Genomic DNA, 16124 nt, shown 5'->3' on the forward strand with positions numbered 1-16124 from the left:
CGCTCGATGCGCGTCGTCCGCGTTCCTCTGCCGAGCGCGTCGTCCGCGTTCCTCTGCCGAGCGCGTCGTCCGCGTTCCTCTGCCGAGCGCGTCGTCCGCGTTCCTCTGCCGAGCGCGTCGTCCGCGTTCCTCTGCCGAGCGCGTCGTCCGCGTTCCTCTGCCGAGCGCGTCGTCCGCGTCTCTCCGCCGGGCGCGTCTCGGCGGTCGCTCATTCCGCCCAGTACGCGTCGCCCGGCCGCGTCTCGAAGACGGCGCGGTCGAGCACGTCGACCGCCTTCTCCAACCCCTCGCGCGAGGAAGTGAGCGCGTCCTCGTGTTCGATGGAGAGCGCGCCCTCGTAGTCCACCATCCGGAGCGTCGAGACCACGTCCTTCCAGTGTTCCTCGCCGTGGCCGTAGCCGATCGAGCGGAACAGCCACGACCGGTCGGCGGTGTCGGCGTAGCTCGTCGTGTCGAGCACGCCCTTCACCCGGCTCTCGGCCTCGTAGACCTTCGTGTCCTTCGCGTGGACGTGGTGGATCGCGTCGCGCTCGCCGAGGAACCGGACCGCCTCCGTCACGTCGATCCCCTGCCAGTAGAGGTGCGAGGGGTCGAAGTTCGCACCGATCCGGTCGTTCGTCGCCTCTCGGAGCGCGAGCAGGCCCGTCGGCTCGTACACCAGCATGTTCGGGTGCATCTCGATGGCGACGTCGACGCCGTGGCGGTCGGCGTGGTCGGCCAGGTCGCGCCAGTACGGGACCGCCACCTCGTCCCACTGGTAGTCGAGCGCGTCCGCGTGCTCGGTGGGCCACGGCGCGGTCACCCAGTTCGGCGTCGAGTCGCCGGGCGCGCCCGCCGGGAGCCCGGAGAAGCAGGTGACCGTCCCCACGTCCAGCAGGTCGGCCAGCTCGATCGCCTCGCGCAGTTCGCGATCGGCCGTCGCCGCCCGCTCCTCGTCCGGGTGAAGCGGGTTGTTGTGCGTCGCGAGCGCGGAGGCGCGGAGCCCGTGCTCGTCGAGCAGGCCGCGCAGTTCGCCGCGAGCCGCCTCGTCGTCGAGGAGCGTCTCGCGGTCGACGTGGTCCTCGCCGGGCCAGCCGCCGACGCCGAGTTCGACGGCGTCGACGCTGATGTCGTCGAGGTACGTCACCGCCTCCTCGATCGGTTCGTCGCCGAGCGGAACGGTCAAGACGCCGATGTCCATGTCAGCCGGTACAGCGACCCCGCGAATAAAGATTCAGGATGCGTCACCGCGGTCTCGGTCGCCACGGCGAACCGCATGAGGTTTTAACGGGTGGAACGCGTACGCCTCCCTATGGGAATCCTCTCGCGCGCCTCCTACGTCATCCGCTCGAAGGTGAACGCCCTCCTCAATCGGGCGGAAGACCCGACCGAATCGCTCGACTACTCGTACGAACAGATGCGCGACGAGCTTCAGGACGTAAAGCAGGGCATCGCCGACCTGACGACCCAGAAGAAGCGCCTGGAGATTCAAAAGCGCAAGCTCGAAGAGAACGTCGAGAAGCACAACCGTCAGGCCCGCGAGGCGGTCCAGCAGGACCGCGACGACCTCGCACGGAAGGCCCTCGAGAAGAAGAAGTCTAAGATGACCCAGATCGAGGAGCTGGAGGGCCAGATCGCGAAGCTAAACGACACCCAAGAGCAGCTCGTCGAGAAGAAGAACAAGCTCCAGAACCGCATCGAGGAGTTCCGCACGAAAAAGGAGACGATGAAGGCGCGCTACGAGGCGGCCGAGGCGTCCTCCCGCGTCTCCGAGGCGATGACCGGCGTCGGCGACGAGATGGAGGACGTGAGCCGCTCCATCGAGCGCGCCGAGGAGCGCACCGAGGAGATGGAAGCGCGCGCCGAGGCGATGGACGAGCTGGAGGACTCAGGCGCGTTCGAGGACGCGCTCTCGGACAAAGACAGCATCGACCGCGAGCTGGAGGGCCTCTCGACGAACAGCGAGGTCGACGCCGAACTCGAGACGCTCAAGGGCGAACTCGGGAAAGGCGAGGCGCCGAGCGAGGACGCCGAGGTCAGCGACGAGTCGGTCGACGCCGAGCTGGCGGACATCGAGTCGGAGATCGACGCGGACGACCTCGAAGCGGACGTGAACGACAACGCGGACGGCGACCTCGACGAGGAGCTCGACGTGGAACTGGAGGAGTCCGAGGCCGACGCCGACGAGAAGCGGAACTGAATCGCGCTTCGGCCCCGCCTTATCGCGATTCGCTACGCGTTCACTCTTCGGCGGTCCGTTCCGGCACCAACCGCGCGCCGGTCCCCGCGCGCTCCTGCTCGCCGAGGCGAACGTCACCGCCCGACAGCTCGACGCCCTCGTACGGGTCCTCGTCGAGCAGCAGCGAGCCGTCGACGTCGACGTAGTCCAACAGGGGCGCGAGCTGCGCGGCGGCCGCGATGGAGGCGTTCGACTCGATCATACAGCCGCACATCACCGCCAGGCCGTGTGACCGCGCGGCCGCGATCACTCGTCGGGCCTCCAGCAGGCCGCCGGTCTTCATCAGCTTCAGGTTCGCGATGTCACAGCGGTCGGCGATAGCGGGCACGTCGGCCGCGGTCACGCAGGACTCGTCGGCGGCGATCGGCAGCTCGGACCGCTCGTAGACGTATCGGAGCCCCTCGGGGTCGTCGGCCGAGACCGGCTGTTCGACGAACGCCACGTCGCGGTCGGCGAGCCACGCGCTCTTCGCGACCGCCTCCTTCGGCGTCCACGCCTCGTTCGCGTCGACGCGCAGTCGCGCGTCCGGCGCGGCGTCGCGGACCGCGTCGATCAGCGCTCGGTCGCGGTCGGTGCCGAGCTTGATCTTGAGAATCGGATACCCCATCTCGACCGCCGCCGCGGCTTTCTCGCGCACGCGGTCGGTCTCGTCGAGCCCGATCGTGAAGGAGGTCGCCGGCGCGTCGTCCGCGTCGAGCCCCCACAGCCGGTACAGCGGGACGCCCAGCCGCTTGGCCGCGAGGTCGTGAACGGCGATCGAGACCGCACAACGCGCGGCCGGATTCCCCTCGACGACCGCTCGCAACTCGGACTCGATCGCGTGGAGCGCGTGGGGGTCGCCGACGCGCTCGACCGCGGCGAGGAGGTCCGGCATGACCGCCGCGACCGTGTCCGCCGTCTCGCCGTAGTGCGCCGACGGCGCCGCGCCCCCGACCCCGGTCATTCCGCCCTCGTCCGTCACGCGGACGATCACGTTCTCGGCGTGGGTCTGGGTCCCTCGGGCGATGGTGAACGGGTTCTCGAGGGCCAGCGAGACGCGCTCGAACTCCGTTTCGAGGCTCATTCGACGGAGCCCCCTCGCCCGACCCCGGCGTCGAGAGCGGCGTCGACGACGTCGCCCGCGCCGTGACGCACGGGGTCGGCCGCGGGGACGCCCGCCGCGTCGCCGAAGTCGGCGACCGCCTCGGCCGCCGCCTCGTCGTCGTCGACGTCCTTCGTGTTGACCGCGCCGGCGACCACCTCGGCCTCGTGAACCGGCCCCGCGAGCCCCTCGTAGAGGTCGACGTACTCCGCGATCGGCGGCAGGTCGAACGACTCGTAGCCGTGGACCGCCTCGCGGCCCGCGGCGTGACAGAGCACGAGCCCGTCGGCCATCGCGCCGTGGAGGATGCCGCAGGTGACCGCCGAGTAGGCGGGGTGGACGATGCTCCCCTGCCCCTCGACGACGAGCAGGTCGTGGTCGTCGCCGACCTCGACGAGCATGTCCTCGACCGCGCCCGCGGCGAAGTCAGAGACGACGCGGTCGACGGGGTTGCCCCACCCGGCGATCATGATCCCGGTCTGGCCGGTGGGGACGAACGCGGCGTCGATCCCTCGCTCGCGGGCGGCCGCGACGATCTCCAGCGAGGCCGTCATCTTCCCGACCGAGCAGTCGGTGCCGACGGTGAGCAGCACGTCGGCGTCGACGTCGCCCGAGGCGCCCGTCGCGACCGTCAGGTCGTCGTCTGGCTTCCGAACGTCGACGAGGTCGACCCCGTGCTCGTCGGCGAGCGCGGCAAGCCCCTCGTCGTCGTTCAGGAAGTAGTGGAGCCCGCTCACCACGTCGCAGCCGGCCTCGATCGCGGCCTCGACGTCGCCGCGCCACGACTCGTCGAAGCCGCCGCCGATCGGGGCGATCCCGATGTAGAGGGCGTCGAGGTCGCCGTCGGCGGCCGCGTGCGCGTCCGCGAACGACGCGACGATCGGCGCGTCGTCGAGGTCCGGTGCGTGGTCGCTGACGCGGTCGCCCGCGCGGTCGCGGTCCAGGACGGCGCGGACCGTCTGGTCGCCGTACCGCATCACGCCGAGCGCGGTCTTCGCGCGGTCGGGGAACTTCTCGTGGGCGAGCACGGCGATCCGTTCGTGATCCATGCCGAGTCGGTCGCTCCGGGCGTTCTTAAACCGGTCGGGCTGCGTCGGTCACCGAAGTCGATCCGCAAATGCGGTGGCGCGTGCCCGCGAGCGCCGCGAGACGGCACGCGCGAGGGAGTCGCTGGCGCCGGAGCGAAGCGGAGGGGCCAGCGACGAGGCTGGGGAGGCGTGAGGCTGTGCGGAGCGGTCGGGGCGGGACTCGAAGGGGCAGTCGCGAGGACGAAGACGCGCGAAGCAAGGACCGCAAGGAGCGAACGGAGTGAGCGACTGAGAACCGCAGCGAGCGCATCGAATCCTCGCGGCTGGGGCCTCGGAGTGATTCGTGTCGGTCGGTGAGTTACAAACAGCCACGTATGGCCGAGCGGCTGGGGCTTCGGAAGTGTTCCTCCCGGTGGCAACGACGTATCGCAGAACATCTGAGGCTTCGGAAAAGAACGACGCGGCTCTGTTGAAATCCTTCAGAACTGATAGGATCGGCGTGCGAGATACAGGGCACGAATGCGACACAGACCGAGGCCGACCCACGAGAGAGTGGTCGCTCAGTATAGGTGAACACGGACACCTCGTACGGGTCTTACGGCCCCCAGTGTTGAGAACACTTGAGCAGGTTCACACAAGAGACTTACCAGCCGGTGAGATTTTTTCTGTTAATGACATCTCATACTCGCCGTGCCGTATTGGCGGGTCTCGCCAGTGTCGGCCTTGCCGGCTGTACTGCGTCTGGCGACTCGCAACCACCAAGCGAAGACGAACTCCCGGATCAGTGCCCCACGTCGCAGAATCTGGATGTACAGTGGCCACAAAATCTGAACGCTGAAGCCGTCGCCGATTTTGCTAAAACGTACGAAGTGGCGTATCGATCCAACAATAACGATCTACAGCCCCCATGGTCTTCTTCCAGTTATTCTGCCAGAGTGGAGCAAGAACCGAAGCGAGCTGCTGACGGATATCAACTAACTCTGGTTGTGAGTGCTTCCATTATTCAGGCAGCGGGGAGCCTGGACGCATACGAAGTCGACTCGGATGGTATTCCGAAGATTACCAACCGGTTGGAGAGCAGTGACCTACCCGATGATCCAACCTACATCCCAATTGAGGAGGTTGAAGATCGACTTCTCTACAGATTGCTTGAGTCAGCCGCAGTCAATAGAGTTGAGACGGATTCCGTCGATGACTCGAAAATAGAACAATACTCTGAATTGATTGCGACTCTCTCGCCGGATGCCTCAATCATCGAATCCCCCTCAGGTGGGCCGGAATACGCATATTTTGATGTCGGGGGGACGCCCGTACTCCTCGAATTCAGGATTGCGACCTCCGATGGCGGTCTTTGGGGGGAAGAAATTCTGTATTATGTCACAGAATACGTAGTTCGGAGAACGGAATCTCCAGATTCATCCCCGAAAAACGGCAAGCTCATCGAATGCCGGTTCCCAGAGTGAGCGTAGATGAGATTTGACTTCTTGTCGAAGCGTTCAACGAGCAGACACGTTCTATCCGTTGGTTCAGGGTTCAGAGAGGGAAAATGACATAGTTCCCGTGCTGACTACATCCTCTTGATTCAGTAGAACGCTGAGAACATATCACCAGTTGAGGATTTCAACAGAGCCAACGACGCCGGAACGAGTATTCGAGTAGTCAGGCGCTGCCGTCGACGAACTGGTCGGCGCCCTCGTAGAACCAGTAGCCGTTCTCGCGCATCACGCGGCCGAGCTCCTGATGGAACTCGACGAAGTCGGCGAACTCCTCCTGTTCGACGTTCTCGAAGATCTCCTCGACCGAGACGACGGTCTCGAAGTCGATCCGGATCGGATGGTCCCCGTACTGCTCGACGTACTCGGCGGCGGTGAGCGGGAAGTCCTCCTCCTCGTCGATCTTCTTCGCGAGCACGGCGTGACCGTACTGCCGCATGCCCTCGCTCCCCAGTTCGCCGTCGGGGTCGTGTGGCCAGTCCATACCGAACGGTCCGCCGGATCGGGCATAGTGGTTTCGGATGTGGGCCCCGGCCGGTCGGCTTCCGGCGAGGCCCCGGCAACTGAGTTATCAAATAAAATAACTGGCAACTGACGTTTATCAGGGACGGTGGGAACTGCGATTCATGCCTGCTGACGACCGAGACGGTGCCTTCCAACGCCTCTTCGATCGCCTTCGCGGCCGCTACGCGTTCAAAATCGCAGCCGCTGTCATCGTCGTGTCGGCCGCGCTGCTCGGCGCGGGCGCGCTCGCCGTGGACCAGGTTCAAGCGAGCGTCGAGTCCGACGCGCGCGAGACGCTGACCACCTCCGCCGAACGCGAGGCGGAGGGCATCGAAGCCTTCCTCGACGAGGTGAACGGGCACGCGGACCGGATCGCGTCGACCCCGGGGGCGAAGTCGGAACGCGACGACCGAATTCGGGAGGTGCTCTGGGCGAACGAAGAGATGCTCCCGGAGTACGTCGTCAACCTCCACTACCTCGATCTCACGTCGAAGGAGGTCCTCGTGAGCACTTCGCCGGCCGCGGAGGGGACGACGTTCACGGAGGCGGAGCGACCGTGGGCCGTCGGGCCGGACGCGTTCGAGACCACGCGCGAGGTCCGGTCCTTCGAGCCGTACGGCGTCGACGGCGAGAACCGGCTCGGCTTCGCGACGCCGGTCGAGACGAAACCGGAGCGGGCCATCGTCATCACCACGGACCTCTCCGAACGCGGGTCCCTGCTGACGGCGCCCGTCGACGGCGGCAACGTTCAGGTGGTCTCCACTCGCACCGGCCGGGTCACGCTCGCGGCGAACGGCGACGCGATCTTGAACGACTACTTCCTCATCGAGGAGCTCTCTCACCTGGGATCCGACGTCACCGAGCCGAGTACGGCCGACGTCACCGACGACGAACAGACCGTCGTGAACGGCTCGGCGATCGCCACGGCCACCGCGCCGATCGAGCAGAAGGCTTGGGCGGTCGTCGTCGCGGCCCCCCAGAGCGAGGTGTACGGGACCGTCGGCGACGTCACGCGGACCGTGCTGTTGTTGATCGCCATCTCAGTGGTCGGCCTGATCGCGGTGGGCGCGTTCGTCGTCCGGGACGTGAACGGCTCCGTCGACGACCTCACCGGCTACGCCGAGGCGATCGAGGCGGGCGACCTCGACGTCGAAGTCGACACCGGCAGGACAGACGAGTTCGGTCAGCTATCGGTGCTTTTCGACCGAATCCGCGAGACGATGCGCGAGCAGATCGAGGCGGTCGAGGAGTCCGCGTCGGAGGCCGCCGCCGCCCGCGAGGAGGCGGAGTCGCTCTCCGCGCACTTAGAGACGAAGGCCGACGAGTACGAGGCGACGATCGACGCGGTCGCCGACGGGGACCTGACGCGCCGGCTCGACCCGGAGAGCGACAGCGAGGCGATGACCGCCATCGCCGAGTCGCTCAACGACACGCTCGACCGGCTGGAGGCGCTCGTCGTGACGATACAGGCCGCCGCCGAGACGGTCGGCGAGCGGAGCGCCGAGGTGACCGACTCGGCCGAGGAGGTCGAGTCGACGAGCGTCGACGTCGCCGAGAGCGTCGAGGAGATATCGGTCGGGACGGAGCGACAGGAGGAGACGCTCGCGACCGCCGCCGCCGAGCTCGACGACCTCTCGGCCACCGTCGAGGAGATCGCTTCTTCGACGGACGAGCTGGCGGAACGGTCGGCCGCGACCGCCGCGGCCGGCGAGACGGGACGCGAGGAGGCCGGCGAGGCGATCGACCGCATGGACCGGATCGACGAGGAAGTCGACCACACCGTCGACGAGATGCGCGACCTGCGCGACGAGGTCGAACGCATCGGCGAGGTGGTGGAGCTCATCGACGACATCGCCGAACAGACGAACATCCTCGCCCTGAACGCCTCCATCGAGGCCGCCCGCGCGGGCGAGGCCGGCGAGGGGTTCGCCGTCGTCGCCCGCGAGGTGAAGGACCTCGCCGAGGAGACCGCGGACGCGACCACCGAGGTCGAGGAGCTGATCGCGGGCGTCGAGGCGTCCACCGAGTCGGTCGCGGACGGGCTGTTCGCGATGGAGGACGACGTCGAGGCGGGGCGCGCGGTCGTGGAGGACGCCGTCGACACGCTCGAGTCGATCGTCGCCGACGTCGAGGACGCCAACGCCGGGGTCCAGTCGATCAACGACGCGACCGACCAGCAGGCGGAGTCCACGCAGGAGGCCGTCTCGATGGTCGACGAGGTGGCCGAGGTGAGCGTCGAGACCGCGAGCGAGGCGCAGAACGTCTCCGCCGCGGCCGAGGAACAGACCGCCGCGATCGGCCAGATCTCGGCGAACGCCGAGTCGCTCTCCGCTCGCGCCGACGAACTGCGGACGCTCGCCGACGAGTTCGAAGCTCGCGAGGAGGCGGCCGCGGAGGCCGACCTCGCGCACCGCAGCGAAGTCGGCCGCGGGGCGGGATCCGACGAGACCGACGACCCGAACCCCGCCGACGCGGACGGAACGAGCGGCGACGACGCGGGCGCGGCGTCGGCGGACGATGCCGACTTCGAGTTCGGCGCGACCGACCCGGTCGACCCCGCGACGGGCGGCGACCTCGACGGCGACGGCGAGACGGCACCCGGCGACGACTGATCTCAGAGCGGGTGCGCTCGGCGGCACAAGACACATTACGGCGTTTCGCGTCGCTCCGGGCATGCGCCGCAGAGCCCTCCTCGCGTCCGCGGCCGCCGTCTCGACCGCCGGGCTCGCGGGGTGTCCGTCCCCGCCGTGGGGGGAAGTCCCGACGACCGTCGACGGCGCTGAGGTGTCGTTCCGGCGCGAGCACACCGGCGAGTTCGACCCGGCCGACACCCGGTCCCTCAACACGGCAGCACTCCGTCGTACCCTCGACCGGGATCCGCCTCGGCTCTTGATCAGGGGGAGTGCGGCGGGTGGTGTACAGGAGTGTTATCTGGTCTCGCTGATCGACGTGAGGCTCTCCGCCGAGCGGCTGTCGATCGGGATCGCAGTCGAGAAACGGCCGTTCGTACGTGCCTGTAACGACGCCGGCGAGTTACACCCCTACGAGGTCGCCTTCGCGTTCACCGAGGCGACCGTCCCGGAGCGCGTCGTCGTCCGCCACGAATGCGAGACGGTGCTCGAAGAGAGCGTATAAAAAGCCGACGGCGCTCAGTCGTCCGCGGACGCCGCGTCGTCGCCCGCGGCCTCGATGCCGACCTCGATCTCCGCGGCCGCGGCCTTGTACTCCGGGATCTTGGCGCGCTCGTCGAGCACGTCGTTGGTGAGGCGGTTCGCGGAGGCGGCCGCGAAGTGCGGCGTGGTCCAGACGACGCCCTCCTTGATGTCCTCGGTCACGTCGGCGCGGACGGTGATCTCGCCGCGTCGCGATCTGAGTTTCACGTCGTCGCCGTCCTCGATCCCGTACCGCTCGGCGTCGTTCGGGTGGACGTCGACGAAGTTCTCCGGGTGCTGCTTCGAGAGCGTGGGGGACCGGCGGCTCATCGTCCCGGTGTTGTAGTGCTCTTCGAGCCGCGCCGTGGTCAACACGAGCGGGTACTCCTCGTCCGGGACCTCCTTCGGCTCCTGGTGGACGACGCCCTCGATGCGCCCGAGACCGTCCTCGGTCTCGAAGGAGTCCTCGTAGAGGAACGGGTCGCCCTCGTCGCCCTCCTCGTAGCAGGGCCAGTGGATCCCCGTCTCGCCGAGCGCGTCGTAGGTCATCCCGTGCATGATCGGACACACCTCGCGCAGCTCCTCGAACACGTCCTCGGGACCGTCGAATGTGAACTCGTCCCCGTCGAACAGCCGCGTCCCGACCTCACAGAGGATGTCGAGGTCGTGTCGCGTGTTCTCGTGAACCTTGTGGGCGCCGCGCATGCGCTGGACGCGCCGGTCCGTGTTGGTGACGGTGCCGTCGCGCTCGGCCCACGTCGTCGCGGGCAGGACCACGTCCGCGAGCTCGGCGGTCTCGGTCATGAAGATGTCTTGGACCATCATGAAGTCCAGCTCCTCGCGGAACCGGCGCTCGGTCTCGTTCCCGTCCGGCTCGCTCATGATCGGGTTCTCCCCCATGACGTAGAGCCCGTGGACGGTGTCGCCGATCGCGTGGGAGATCTCGACGTTCGTCAGCCCGGGCTCCGACGGGATTTCGAACCCCCACACCTCCTCGACGGACTCGCGCGCCTCGTCGTCGTCGACGAGCTGGTACCCCGGGAGGACGTTCGGCATCGCGCCCACGTCGCAGGTGCCCTGGACGTTGTTCTGCCCGCGCAGGGGGTTCACGCCCGTGCCGGGGCGGCCGAGGTTCCCCGTGATCAGCGCGAGGTTGATCTCGTTTTGGACGTTGTCGACGCCGCAGGTGTGCTGGCTCATCCCCATCCCGGTGAAGATGGCGGCGTCGTTGGCCATCGCGTACTTCTCGGCGGCGAGTTCGATGGCTTCGAGGGGGACGCCGCACTCCTCGGCGGCCGCCGCCTTGTCGAAGTCCGCGAGCGTCTCCTTCAGGTGATCGAACCCCTCGGTGCGAGCCTCGACGAACTCCTCGTCGATCCAGCCCGCGTCCGGCTCCGCCTCGTGACGCTCCAGAATCGTCTTGAGGACGACGTTCAGGAGGGGGATGTCGGTGCCGGGATTCAACTGGAGGTGCACGTGCCGGTCGGTGTCGTCGATGTCGAACGACCGGGTGGTCTTGTTCGCGTGCGGGTCGACCTGTATCACGGTCGCGCCCTCCAAGACGGCCTGCCGGAAGTACTGGCTGTTGGCGATGGGGTGCTGCTCGCCGGGGTTCGCCCCCTGGATCCACAGCACGTCGGCGGACGCCTCCAAGTCGGCCATGCTGTTCGTCATCGCGCCCATCCCGAGGCTGGTCCGGAGCGCCCAGACCGTGGAGGCGTGACACATCCGCGTACAGTTGTCGACCTGATTGGTGCCGTACCGCCGCGCGAGCTTCTGGATGAGGTAGTTCTCCTCGTTGAACGTCTTCGAGGAGCCGAAGAATCCCATCCCGTCCGGGCCGTGTTGCTCGCGGATCCCTTCCATCTCGTCGACGACGCGGTCGAGCGCCTCGTCCCACGTCGCTTCCCGGAACTCACCGTCTTCTTTGATCAGGGGCTCGGTCAGCCGGTCCTCGTGGTCGACGACCTGCGTCGCCGCGCCCCCCTTGATACAGACGCTCCCCTCGTTCACCGGCGCGTCGGCCCACGGCATGAATCGCATGTCGCCCGGCTCCTCGCCTTCGAGCACGCGGATCCCGCATCCCACGCCGCAGTACGGACAGATCGTCTTCGTCGCGTCGTCCGGCTCACTGGACATCGGTCTCACCGTCCTCGATTGCGAACATATCGCACGATTCATCGTCATAATCTATCAGTGTATCGGTGAGTTACGCGGCGAGAGGCCCCTGCGCGGTCGTTCAGTGGTGTGTTTCTGGTAAGCAAACGTAACTACGCTAATACCACCCAACAAATATAATGGAAAAACATTTAGTACAGATTATTAACACGACACAATCGCACCAACATGAAAGCAGTCGTCTATCAAGGCCCGTACGACGTGGCCGTCGAAGACGTAGACGAACCGGCGATCGAACACCCGAACGACGTGGTCGTGGACATCACCACGTCCTGTATCTGCGGCTCCGACCTCCACATGTACGAGGGTCGGACCGCGGCCGAGGAGGGGATCGTCTTCGGTCACGAGAACATGGGGATCGTGAGCGAGGTCGGCGAGGCGGTATCGACGCTCGAAGAGGGGGACCGCGTCGTCATGCCGTTTAACGTCTCCTGCGGCTTCTGTCAGAACTGCGAGGAGGGGTACACCGGGTTCTGTACCAACGTCAATCCGGGCTTCGCCGGCGGCGCGTACGGCTACGTTGCGATGGGGCCGTATCCGGGCGGACAGGCCGAGAAGCTCCGCGTGCCGTACGCCGACCACAACGCGCTGAAGCTACCCGAGGGAGACGAACACGAGGACGCGTTCTCGCTGCTCGCGGACATCTTCCCGACCGGCTGGCACGGCACCGAGCTGGCCGACCTCCAGCCCGGCGAGTCCGTCGCCATCTTCGGCGCCGGCCCCGTCGGGTTGATGGCCGCCTACAGCGCCAAGATCAAGGGCGCGGCAGAGATTTACGTCGTCGATCAGGTGCCGAGCCGACTGGAGCTCGCGGAGGAGCACTGCGACGCCCACGCGATCGACTTCTCCGAGGGCGACCCGGTCGACCAGATCATCGAGACGCACGGCGGGATGGTCGACAAGGGGGTCGACGCGGTCGGCTACCAGGCGACCGACCCCGAAGACGTCGACACCGAGACGGAGGACTACTCCTACCAGCCCGCCAAAGAGAACCCCGCGGTCGTGATCAACAACCTGATCCGCGTCGTCAGGCCGACCGGGCAGCTCGGTATCCCCGGGCTGTACGTGCCCGAGGACCCCGGCGCGCCCGACGAGATGGCCGCGCAGGGCCGTCTCGGCATCGACTTCGGGAAGTTCTTCGAGAAGGGACTCAAGTGCGGGACCGGCCAGTGTAACGTGAAGGCGTACAACCGGTACCTGCGCGACATGATAATCGAGGGACGCGCCGACCCGAGCTGGGTCGTCTCCCACCGGGTCGGCATCGACGAGGCCCCGGAGATGTACGAGGCGTTCGACGCCCGCGAGGAGGGCGTCACGAAGGTCCTGTTAGAGCCCTGATCGTTCGGTCCGTGACCGCCGCCTCCCCCAATGCGTTTTTTCCCCGCCCGCGCTCACGCCCGGAGCCACGCCCTCGGGTGATCGCTCCGGAGATGCGCCTGGTACTCGCCCACGAGCGCCGGATACGTGTCGGCCACGCAGTGCCAGTCACACAGGTTACACTCCCGCTCCACGCCGTCGTCGTCCCCGCGGACGTAGCCGCCTCGTCTGTATGTCGTCATGAGTCGTTCCGTGGCGCGGGGCGGTCCCCATGCCTGTGACATGTACACGTCCGCCACGGTTCAGGCTGTCGGCGACGGGCCGGACGCCGGTTCGCGGCTCGCCGAAACGGGTATGCCACCGCGGCACGTGGGTGAGATTATGTGTCAGTACTGTAACTGGGCTTTCCACGACGGGTGGGGGGAGCTGCTGAAATACGACGAGACGTACCAGTCGGCGGTGGGGACCGATACGGAGTCGACCCACGGGTTCCACGACGAGTGGGACGACCTTCGGAGCGATCTCGGGATCTAACCCGAAAACGACTCAGATCGGGAACACCGCGCCGGGGTCCGCCGTCGACGCCCCGTCGGGCGCGGTCAGCCCGTTCAGCTCCTCGCGGATCCGCGACTCGTCGAGCTCCTCCCCGATGAACACGAGCCGCGTCCGTCGGTCCTCGTCCGGTCCCCACTCGCCGATCGGTCCCGCCTGCGTCGACGGGCCGGCCTGACTGACCCCGATTACCTCGTCGGTCCCCGCGACGCGGACCACTCCCTTCGCCCGAACGATCGACCCGTCCCAGTCGTCGAGCCAGTCCGCGAACGCCCCGGGATCCATCGGGTCGTCCGATCGATACACGAACGAGCCGACCCCGTGGGCGGCGGCCGCGCCCTCCGAGTGGTCGTGACCGTGTTCCGCGTCGTGGTTGTGTTCGCCGCCCGCGTCGTGGTCGCGCTCGCCGTCCGCGTCGTGGTCGCGGCCGTCTCCGTCCGCCTCCTCGCCGGCGATGGCGCGCTTCCAACCCGCCGACCGCTTCGCGGTCTCGAACTCGAATCGACCGGTGTCGAGCACCTCGTCGGGGTCGACCGCCGAGTACGTCGTCCGGACCCGCTTCGCTCGCGGCCCGAGCCGTTCGGCGACCGACTCGATCCGGTCGAGGACGTCGTCGGGGACCATGTCCGTCTTGTTCACGAGGAGCACGTCGCAGAACTCGATCCCCTCGACGAGCACGTCCGCGAGCGGGCGGTCGGTCTCCGGCTGCGCGCCGCCCGGAAGCGTCTCGCCGGCGTCGAACTCCTTCCAGAAGCCGTACGCGTCGAGGACGGTCACCATCGTGTCCAGCCGGAACCGCTCGGTGGGATCGACGTCGCTGTCGTCCGTCCCCTCCGTGAACGCCCGCGTGATCGGGACCGGCTCCGAGATGCCCGACGACTCCACGAGGAGGTAGTCGAACTCCCGCGACTCGGCGAGCGCCGCCGCCTCGCTCAGGAGGTCGTCTCGGAGCCGACAGCAGATACAGCCGTTCGAGAGGTCGATGACGCCCTCCTCGTCGTTCTCGCGGGCGATCAGGTCGGCGTCGACGTTCACCTCTCCCATGTCGTTCAAGATGACGGCGATCCGGCGGTCGCCGGGATTTTCGAGCAGGTGGTTGACCAGCGTCGTCTTCCCGGCGCCGAGGTAGCCGCTGAGGACGGTGACCGGGATCCGGCCATCTGTCATGCGTGGTACCAGTACACACGATAGTATGAAACGATCGATCCGGATCATCGTGACGAACGTTCATGTGACGCCCCGACCTACCTCCGGCGGATGGATCTGAGCGAGTCGGCCGTCCGCGACCGCGCACGCGAGTACGCCGCCGGCGAACCGCTGTACGACGTGGAACGCCAGCACGTCGAGACGGCGCCGAAGACGTTCGCCGGCGACGAGTACGGGCGGCGGGACGCCCAGTGGGTCGTCCGGTGGTACTTCCGGCGATACCTCGGCGAGTTCCCGGACCGGGAGCGGCGCGAGCGCGAGGACGCCTTCCGGGACAACGAGTTCGACGACGTGGTCGACGCCGTCGGGACGGCCGCCGACGCGGTCGACGGTGACGAGCCGTTGGATATCGACACTGCTATCGACGCGCTCACCGCGCTCGACGGCGTCGACGTCGCGGTCGCCTCCGGCTTCCTCCAGTTCCTCGCCCCGTCGCGGTTCGTCGCGGTCGACCGCCGGACTTGGGAGGTGTTAGCCGCGGCCGAGGAACTCGACGGCGACTACCCGGACCCGCCCTCGACCGACGAGTACCGTCGGTTCGACGACGCCTGTCGGGCCGTGATGGAGCGGACCGGCGTCGACGCGTGGACGCTGTACCGGGCGCTCTGGCGGTCCTTCGAGGAGCTACCCGACCGATCTGCGTGATCGGCTCACTCGACGACTTCGACCACCGGGTCGTCCGCTATCAGGCGCGTGAGGACGACGCGCGGCACGTTCGCGCGGTAGAGGATCTCCCCGGCGACCGCCCGGGCAGCGGTCGCGTCCCCCTCGTCGTCGACCTTGTTCACGACCGGGATCGCCGTCGCGTCGCCGGGGACTCCCTTCAGCCCGCCGGCCGGGCTCGCGAGGACGGTCGCGACGTCGGCTGGGCGGATCTCCGAACCGATCTCACGGCCCGTGATCGCGGCGACCTCTTCCGGCCGGTGAACGAGTTCCTCGGTGAGCGGTTCGCCGACGACGTGCGCGCTCGCGATCGGGACGACCACGTCCGCGTTCGGCGGGATCTGCGGCTCGTGGTCGCCGGGCGCCTTGAACTCTCGGAGGCGCGCTCCGTCGGCCTTCACGAGCGTCGCGCCGGGCGCGGCGTCGGCGATCTCCGCGACGGTGTCGGTGTCGTAGCCGAGGTAGCGGTCCGACCGCTCCCGCTTCGGCACCAGCCCGAGCGGCCAGTCGTCGTCACCCGCCTCGTCGAGCGCGGCCACCGGGTCCTCCGTCACGCGCACCGTGGCGACCCGGTCGTCGAAGATCGGTATCCGGACGCTCGCGGTCACCACTGCCCGGTCGAGTCGATCGGCGAGCGCGAACAGCGTCGACTTCTTGCCGCCGGCGCCCACGACGCAGACGGTCGCGTCTCGGGCGTCGAGCGCGGTAGTCAGGTCCATACCTACCCTTCGA

Annotated in this window: 15 protein-coding genes; 7 read left to right on the forward strand and 8 right to left on the reverse strand. The window is 67.6% G+C overall.

What is annotated here, in order from left to right:
* Positions 1–208: 208 nt before the first annotated feature.
* Positions 209–1180, reverse strand: coding sequence for a sugar phosphate isomerase/epimerase family protein (locus tag ACZ5KW_RS08325; protein ID WP_343780364.1), 972 nt, complete (start codon positions 1178–1180; stop codon positions 209–211).
* A gap of 111 nt (positions 1181–1291) precedes the next feature.
* Between ACZ5KW_RS08325 and ACZ5KW_RS08330 the strand changes: the two genes are divergently transcribed.
* The gene (locus ACZ5KW_RS08330) at positions 1292–2179 is read left to right on the forward strand and encodes a PspA/IM30 family protein (protein ID WP_343780366.1); all 888 of its coding nucleotides are present in this window, start codon (positions 1292–1294) and stop codon (positions 2177–2179) included.
* 40 nt (positions 2180–2219) lie between these two features.
* On the opposite strand, the gene ACZ5KW_RS08335 is transcribed toward ACZ5KW_RS08330, so the two are convergent.
* Both ACZ5KW_RS08335 and ACZ5KW_RS08340 read right to left on the reverse strand, forming a co-directional pair.
* Positions 2220–3281: a dipeptide epimerase gene (locus ACZ5KW_RS08335; protein ID WP_343780367.1), complete on the reverse strand. Its 1062-nt coding sequence runs from the start codon at positions 3279–3281 to the stop codon at positions 2220–2222.
* Entirely contained in the window at positions 3278–4348 is a 1071-nt protein-coding gene (locus ACZ5KW_RS08340; RefSeq protein WP_343780368.1) for a DUF1611 domain-containing protein, read from the reverse strand. The genes ACZ5KW_RS08335 and ACZ5KW_RS08340 overlap by 4 nt, the downstream gene beginning before the upstream one ends.
* A gap of 677 nt (positions 4349–5025) precedes the next feature.
* On the opposite strand from ACZ5KW_RS08340, the gene ACZ5KW_RS08345 reads away from it, so the two are divergent.
* Positions 5026–5790 (forward strand): hypothetical protein, encoded by a 765-nt coding sequence (locus tag ACZ5KW_RS08345; RefSeq protein ID WP_343780369.1) that lies wholly within the window; start codon positions 5026–5028, stop codon positions 5788–5790.
* Positions 5791–5986: 196 nt separating this feature from the next.
* Here ACZ5KW_RS08345 and ACZ5KW_RS08350 read toward each other — a convergent pair whose 3' ends face one another.
* Positions 5987–6304, reverse strand: coding sequence for a DUF5785 family protein (locus ACZ5KW_RS08350; RefSeq protein ID WP_343780370.1), 318 nt, complete (start codon positions 6302–6304; stop codon positions 5987–5989).
* 142 nt (positions 6305–6446) lie between these two features.
* Between ACZ5KW_RS08350 and ACZ5KW_RS08355 the strand changes: the two genes are divergently transcribed.
* Both ACZ5KW_RS08355 and ACZ5KW_RS08360 read left to right on the forward strand, forming a co-directional pair.
* Positions 6447–8936, forward strand: coding sequence for a methyl-accepting chemotaxis protein (locus tag ACZ5KW_RS08355; protein WP_343780372.1), 2490 nt, complete (start codon positions 6447–6449; stop codon positions 8934–8936).
* A gap of 61 nt (positions 8937–8997) precedes the next feature.
* On the forward strand, positions 8998–9459 hold the full coding sequence (locus ACZ5KW_RS08360) for a hypothetical protein (protein ID WP_343780373.1): 462 nt from the start codon (positions 8998–9000) through the stop codon (positions 9457–9459).
* A 14-nt stretch (positions 9460–9473) separates the two neighbouring features.
* Here the strand turns inward: ACZ5KW_RS08360 and fdhF are convergent, their stop codons facing one another.
* On the reverse strand, positions 9474–11615 hold the full coding sequence (fdhF, locus tag ACZ5KW_RS08365) for a formate dehydrogenase subunit alpha (protein WP_343780375.1): 2142 nt from the start codon (positions 11613–11615) through the stop codon (positions 9474–9476).
* 207 nt (positions 11616–11822) lie between these two features.
* Between fdhF and ACZ5KW_RS08370 the strand changes: the two genes are divergently transcribed.
* Complete coding sequence (locus ACZ5KW_RS08370) at positions 11823–12992, forward strand: glutathione-independent formaldehyde dehydrogenase (protein WP_343780376.1); 1170 nt, start codon at positions 11823–11825, stop codon at positions 12990–12992.
* Between the two features lie 53 nt (positions 12993–13045).
* Here the strand turns inward: ACZ5KW_RS08370 and ACZ5KW_RS08375 are convergent, their stop codons facing one another.
* Positions 13046–13213, reverse strand: a complete 168-nt coding sequence (locus tag ACZ5KW_RS08375; protein WP_343780378.1) for a hypothetical protein — start codon at positions 13211–13213, stop codon at positions 13046–13048.
* Between the two features lie 139 nt (positions 13214–13352).
* Here ACZ5KW_RS08375 and ACZ5KW_RS08380 point away from each other — a divergent pair, with 139 nt between their 5' ends.
* Positions 13353–13505 carry a hypothetical protein gene (locus ACZ5KW_RS08380; RefSeq protein ID WP_343780379.1) on the forward strand — a complete coding sequence of 51 codons (153 nt, stop codon included), beginning with the start codon at positions 13353–13355 and terminating at the stop codon, positions 13503–13505.
* Positions 13506–13517: 12 nt separating this feature from the next.
* On the opposite strand, the gene ACZ5KW_RS08385 is transcribed toward ACZ5KW_RS08380, so the two are convergent.
* A complete protein-coding gene (locus tag ACZ5KW_RS08385; RefSeq protein ID WP_343780380.1) occupies positions 13518–14690 on the reverse strand; it encodes a CobW family GTP-binding protein in 1173 nt (390 codons plus the stop codon).
* Between the two features lie 90 nt (positions 14691–14780).
* Here ACZ5KW_RS08385 and ACZ5KW_RS08390 point away from each other — a divergent pair, with 90 nt between their 5' ends.
* Positions 14781–15374: a hypothetical protein gene (locus tag ACZ5KW_RS08390; RefSeq protein WP_343780381.1), complete on the forward strand. Its 594-nt coding sequence runs from the start codon at positions 14781–14783 to the stop codon at positions 15372–15374.
* 5 nt (positions 15375–15379) lie between these two features.
* Here the strand turns inward: ACZ5KW_RS08390 and yqeC are convergent, their stop codons facing one another.
* A complete protein-coding gene (yqeC, locus tag ACZ5KW_RS08395; RefSeq protein WP_343780383.1) occupies positions 15380–16111 on the reverse strand; it encodes a selenium cofactor biosynthesis protein YqeC in 732 nt (243 codons plus the stop codon).
* Positions 16112–16124: the final 13 nt, after the last annotated feature.

The organism is Halorubrum ejinorense (genome assembly GCF_055389685.1).

Excerpts from the sequence above, each read along its gene's own strand:
- ACZ5KW_RS08325 (WP_343780364.1), bottom strand. The coding sequence starts at position 1,180 with ATGGACATCGGCGTCTTGACCGTTCCGCTCGGCGACGAACCGATCGAG.
- ACZ5KW_RS08330 (WP_343780366.1), top strand. The coding sequence starts at position 1,292 with ATGGGAATCCTCTCGCGCGCCTCCTACGTCATCCGCTCGAAGGTGAAC.
- ACZ5KW_RS08335 (WP_343780367.1), bottom strand. The coding sequence starts at position 3,281 with ATGAGCCTCGAAACGGAGTTCGAGCGCGTCTCGCTGGCCCTCGAGAAC.
- ACZ5KW_RS08340 (WP_343780368.1), bottom strand. The coding sequence starts at position 4,348 with ATGGATCACGAACGGATCGCCGTGCTCGCCCACGAGAAGTTCCCCGAC.
- ACZ5KW_RS08350 (WP_343780370.1), bottom strand. The coding sequence starts at position 6,304 with ATGGACTGGCCACACGACCCCGACGGCGAACTGGGGAGCGAGGGCATG.
- ACZ5KW_RS08355 (WP_343780372.1), top strand. The coding sequence starts at position 6,447 with ATGCCTGCTGACGACCGAGACGGTGCCTTCCAACGCCTCTTCGATCGC.
- ACZ5KW_RS08360 (WP_343780373.1), top strand. The coding sequence starts at position 8,998 with ATGCGCCGCAGAGCCCTCCTCGCGTCCGCGGCCGCCGTCTCGACCGCC.
- fdhF (WP_343780375.1), bottom strand. The coding sequence starts at position 11,615 with ATGTCCAGTGAGCCGGACGACGCGACGAAGACGATCTGTCCGTACTGC.
- ACZ5KW_RS08370 (WP_343780376.1), top strand. The coding sequence starts at position 11,823 with ATGAAAGCAGTCGTCTATCAAGGCCCGTACGACGTGGCCGTCGAAGAC.
- ACZ5KW_RS08375 (WP_343780378.1), bottom strand. The coding sequence starts at position 13,213 with ATGACGACATACAGACGAGGCGGCTACGTCCGCGGGGACGACGACGGC.
- ACZ5KW_RS08380 (WP_343780379.1), top strand. The coding sequence starts at position 13,353 with ATGTGTCAGTACTGTAACTGGGCTTTCCACGACGGGTGGGGGGAGCTG.
- ACZ5KW_RS08385 (WP_343780380.1), bottom strand. The coding sequence starts at position 14,690 with ATGACAGATGGCCGGATCCCGGTCACCGTCCTCAGCGGCTACCTCGGC.
- ACZ5KW_RS08390 (WP_343780381.1), top strand. The coding sequence starts at position 14,781 with ATGGATCTGAGCGAGTCGGCCGTCCGCGACCGCGCACGCGAGTACGCC.
- yqeC (WP_343780383.1), bottom strand. The coding sequence starts at position 16,111 with ATGGACCTGACTACCGCGCTCGACGCCCGAGACGCGACCGTCTGCGTC.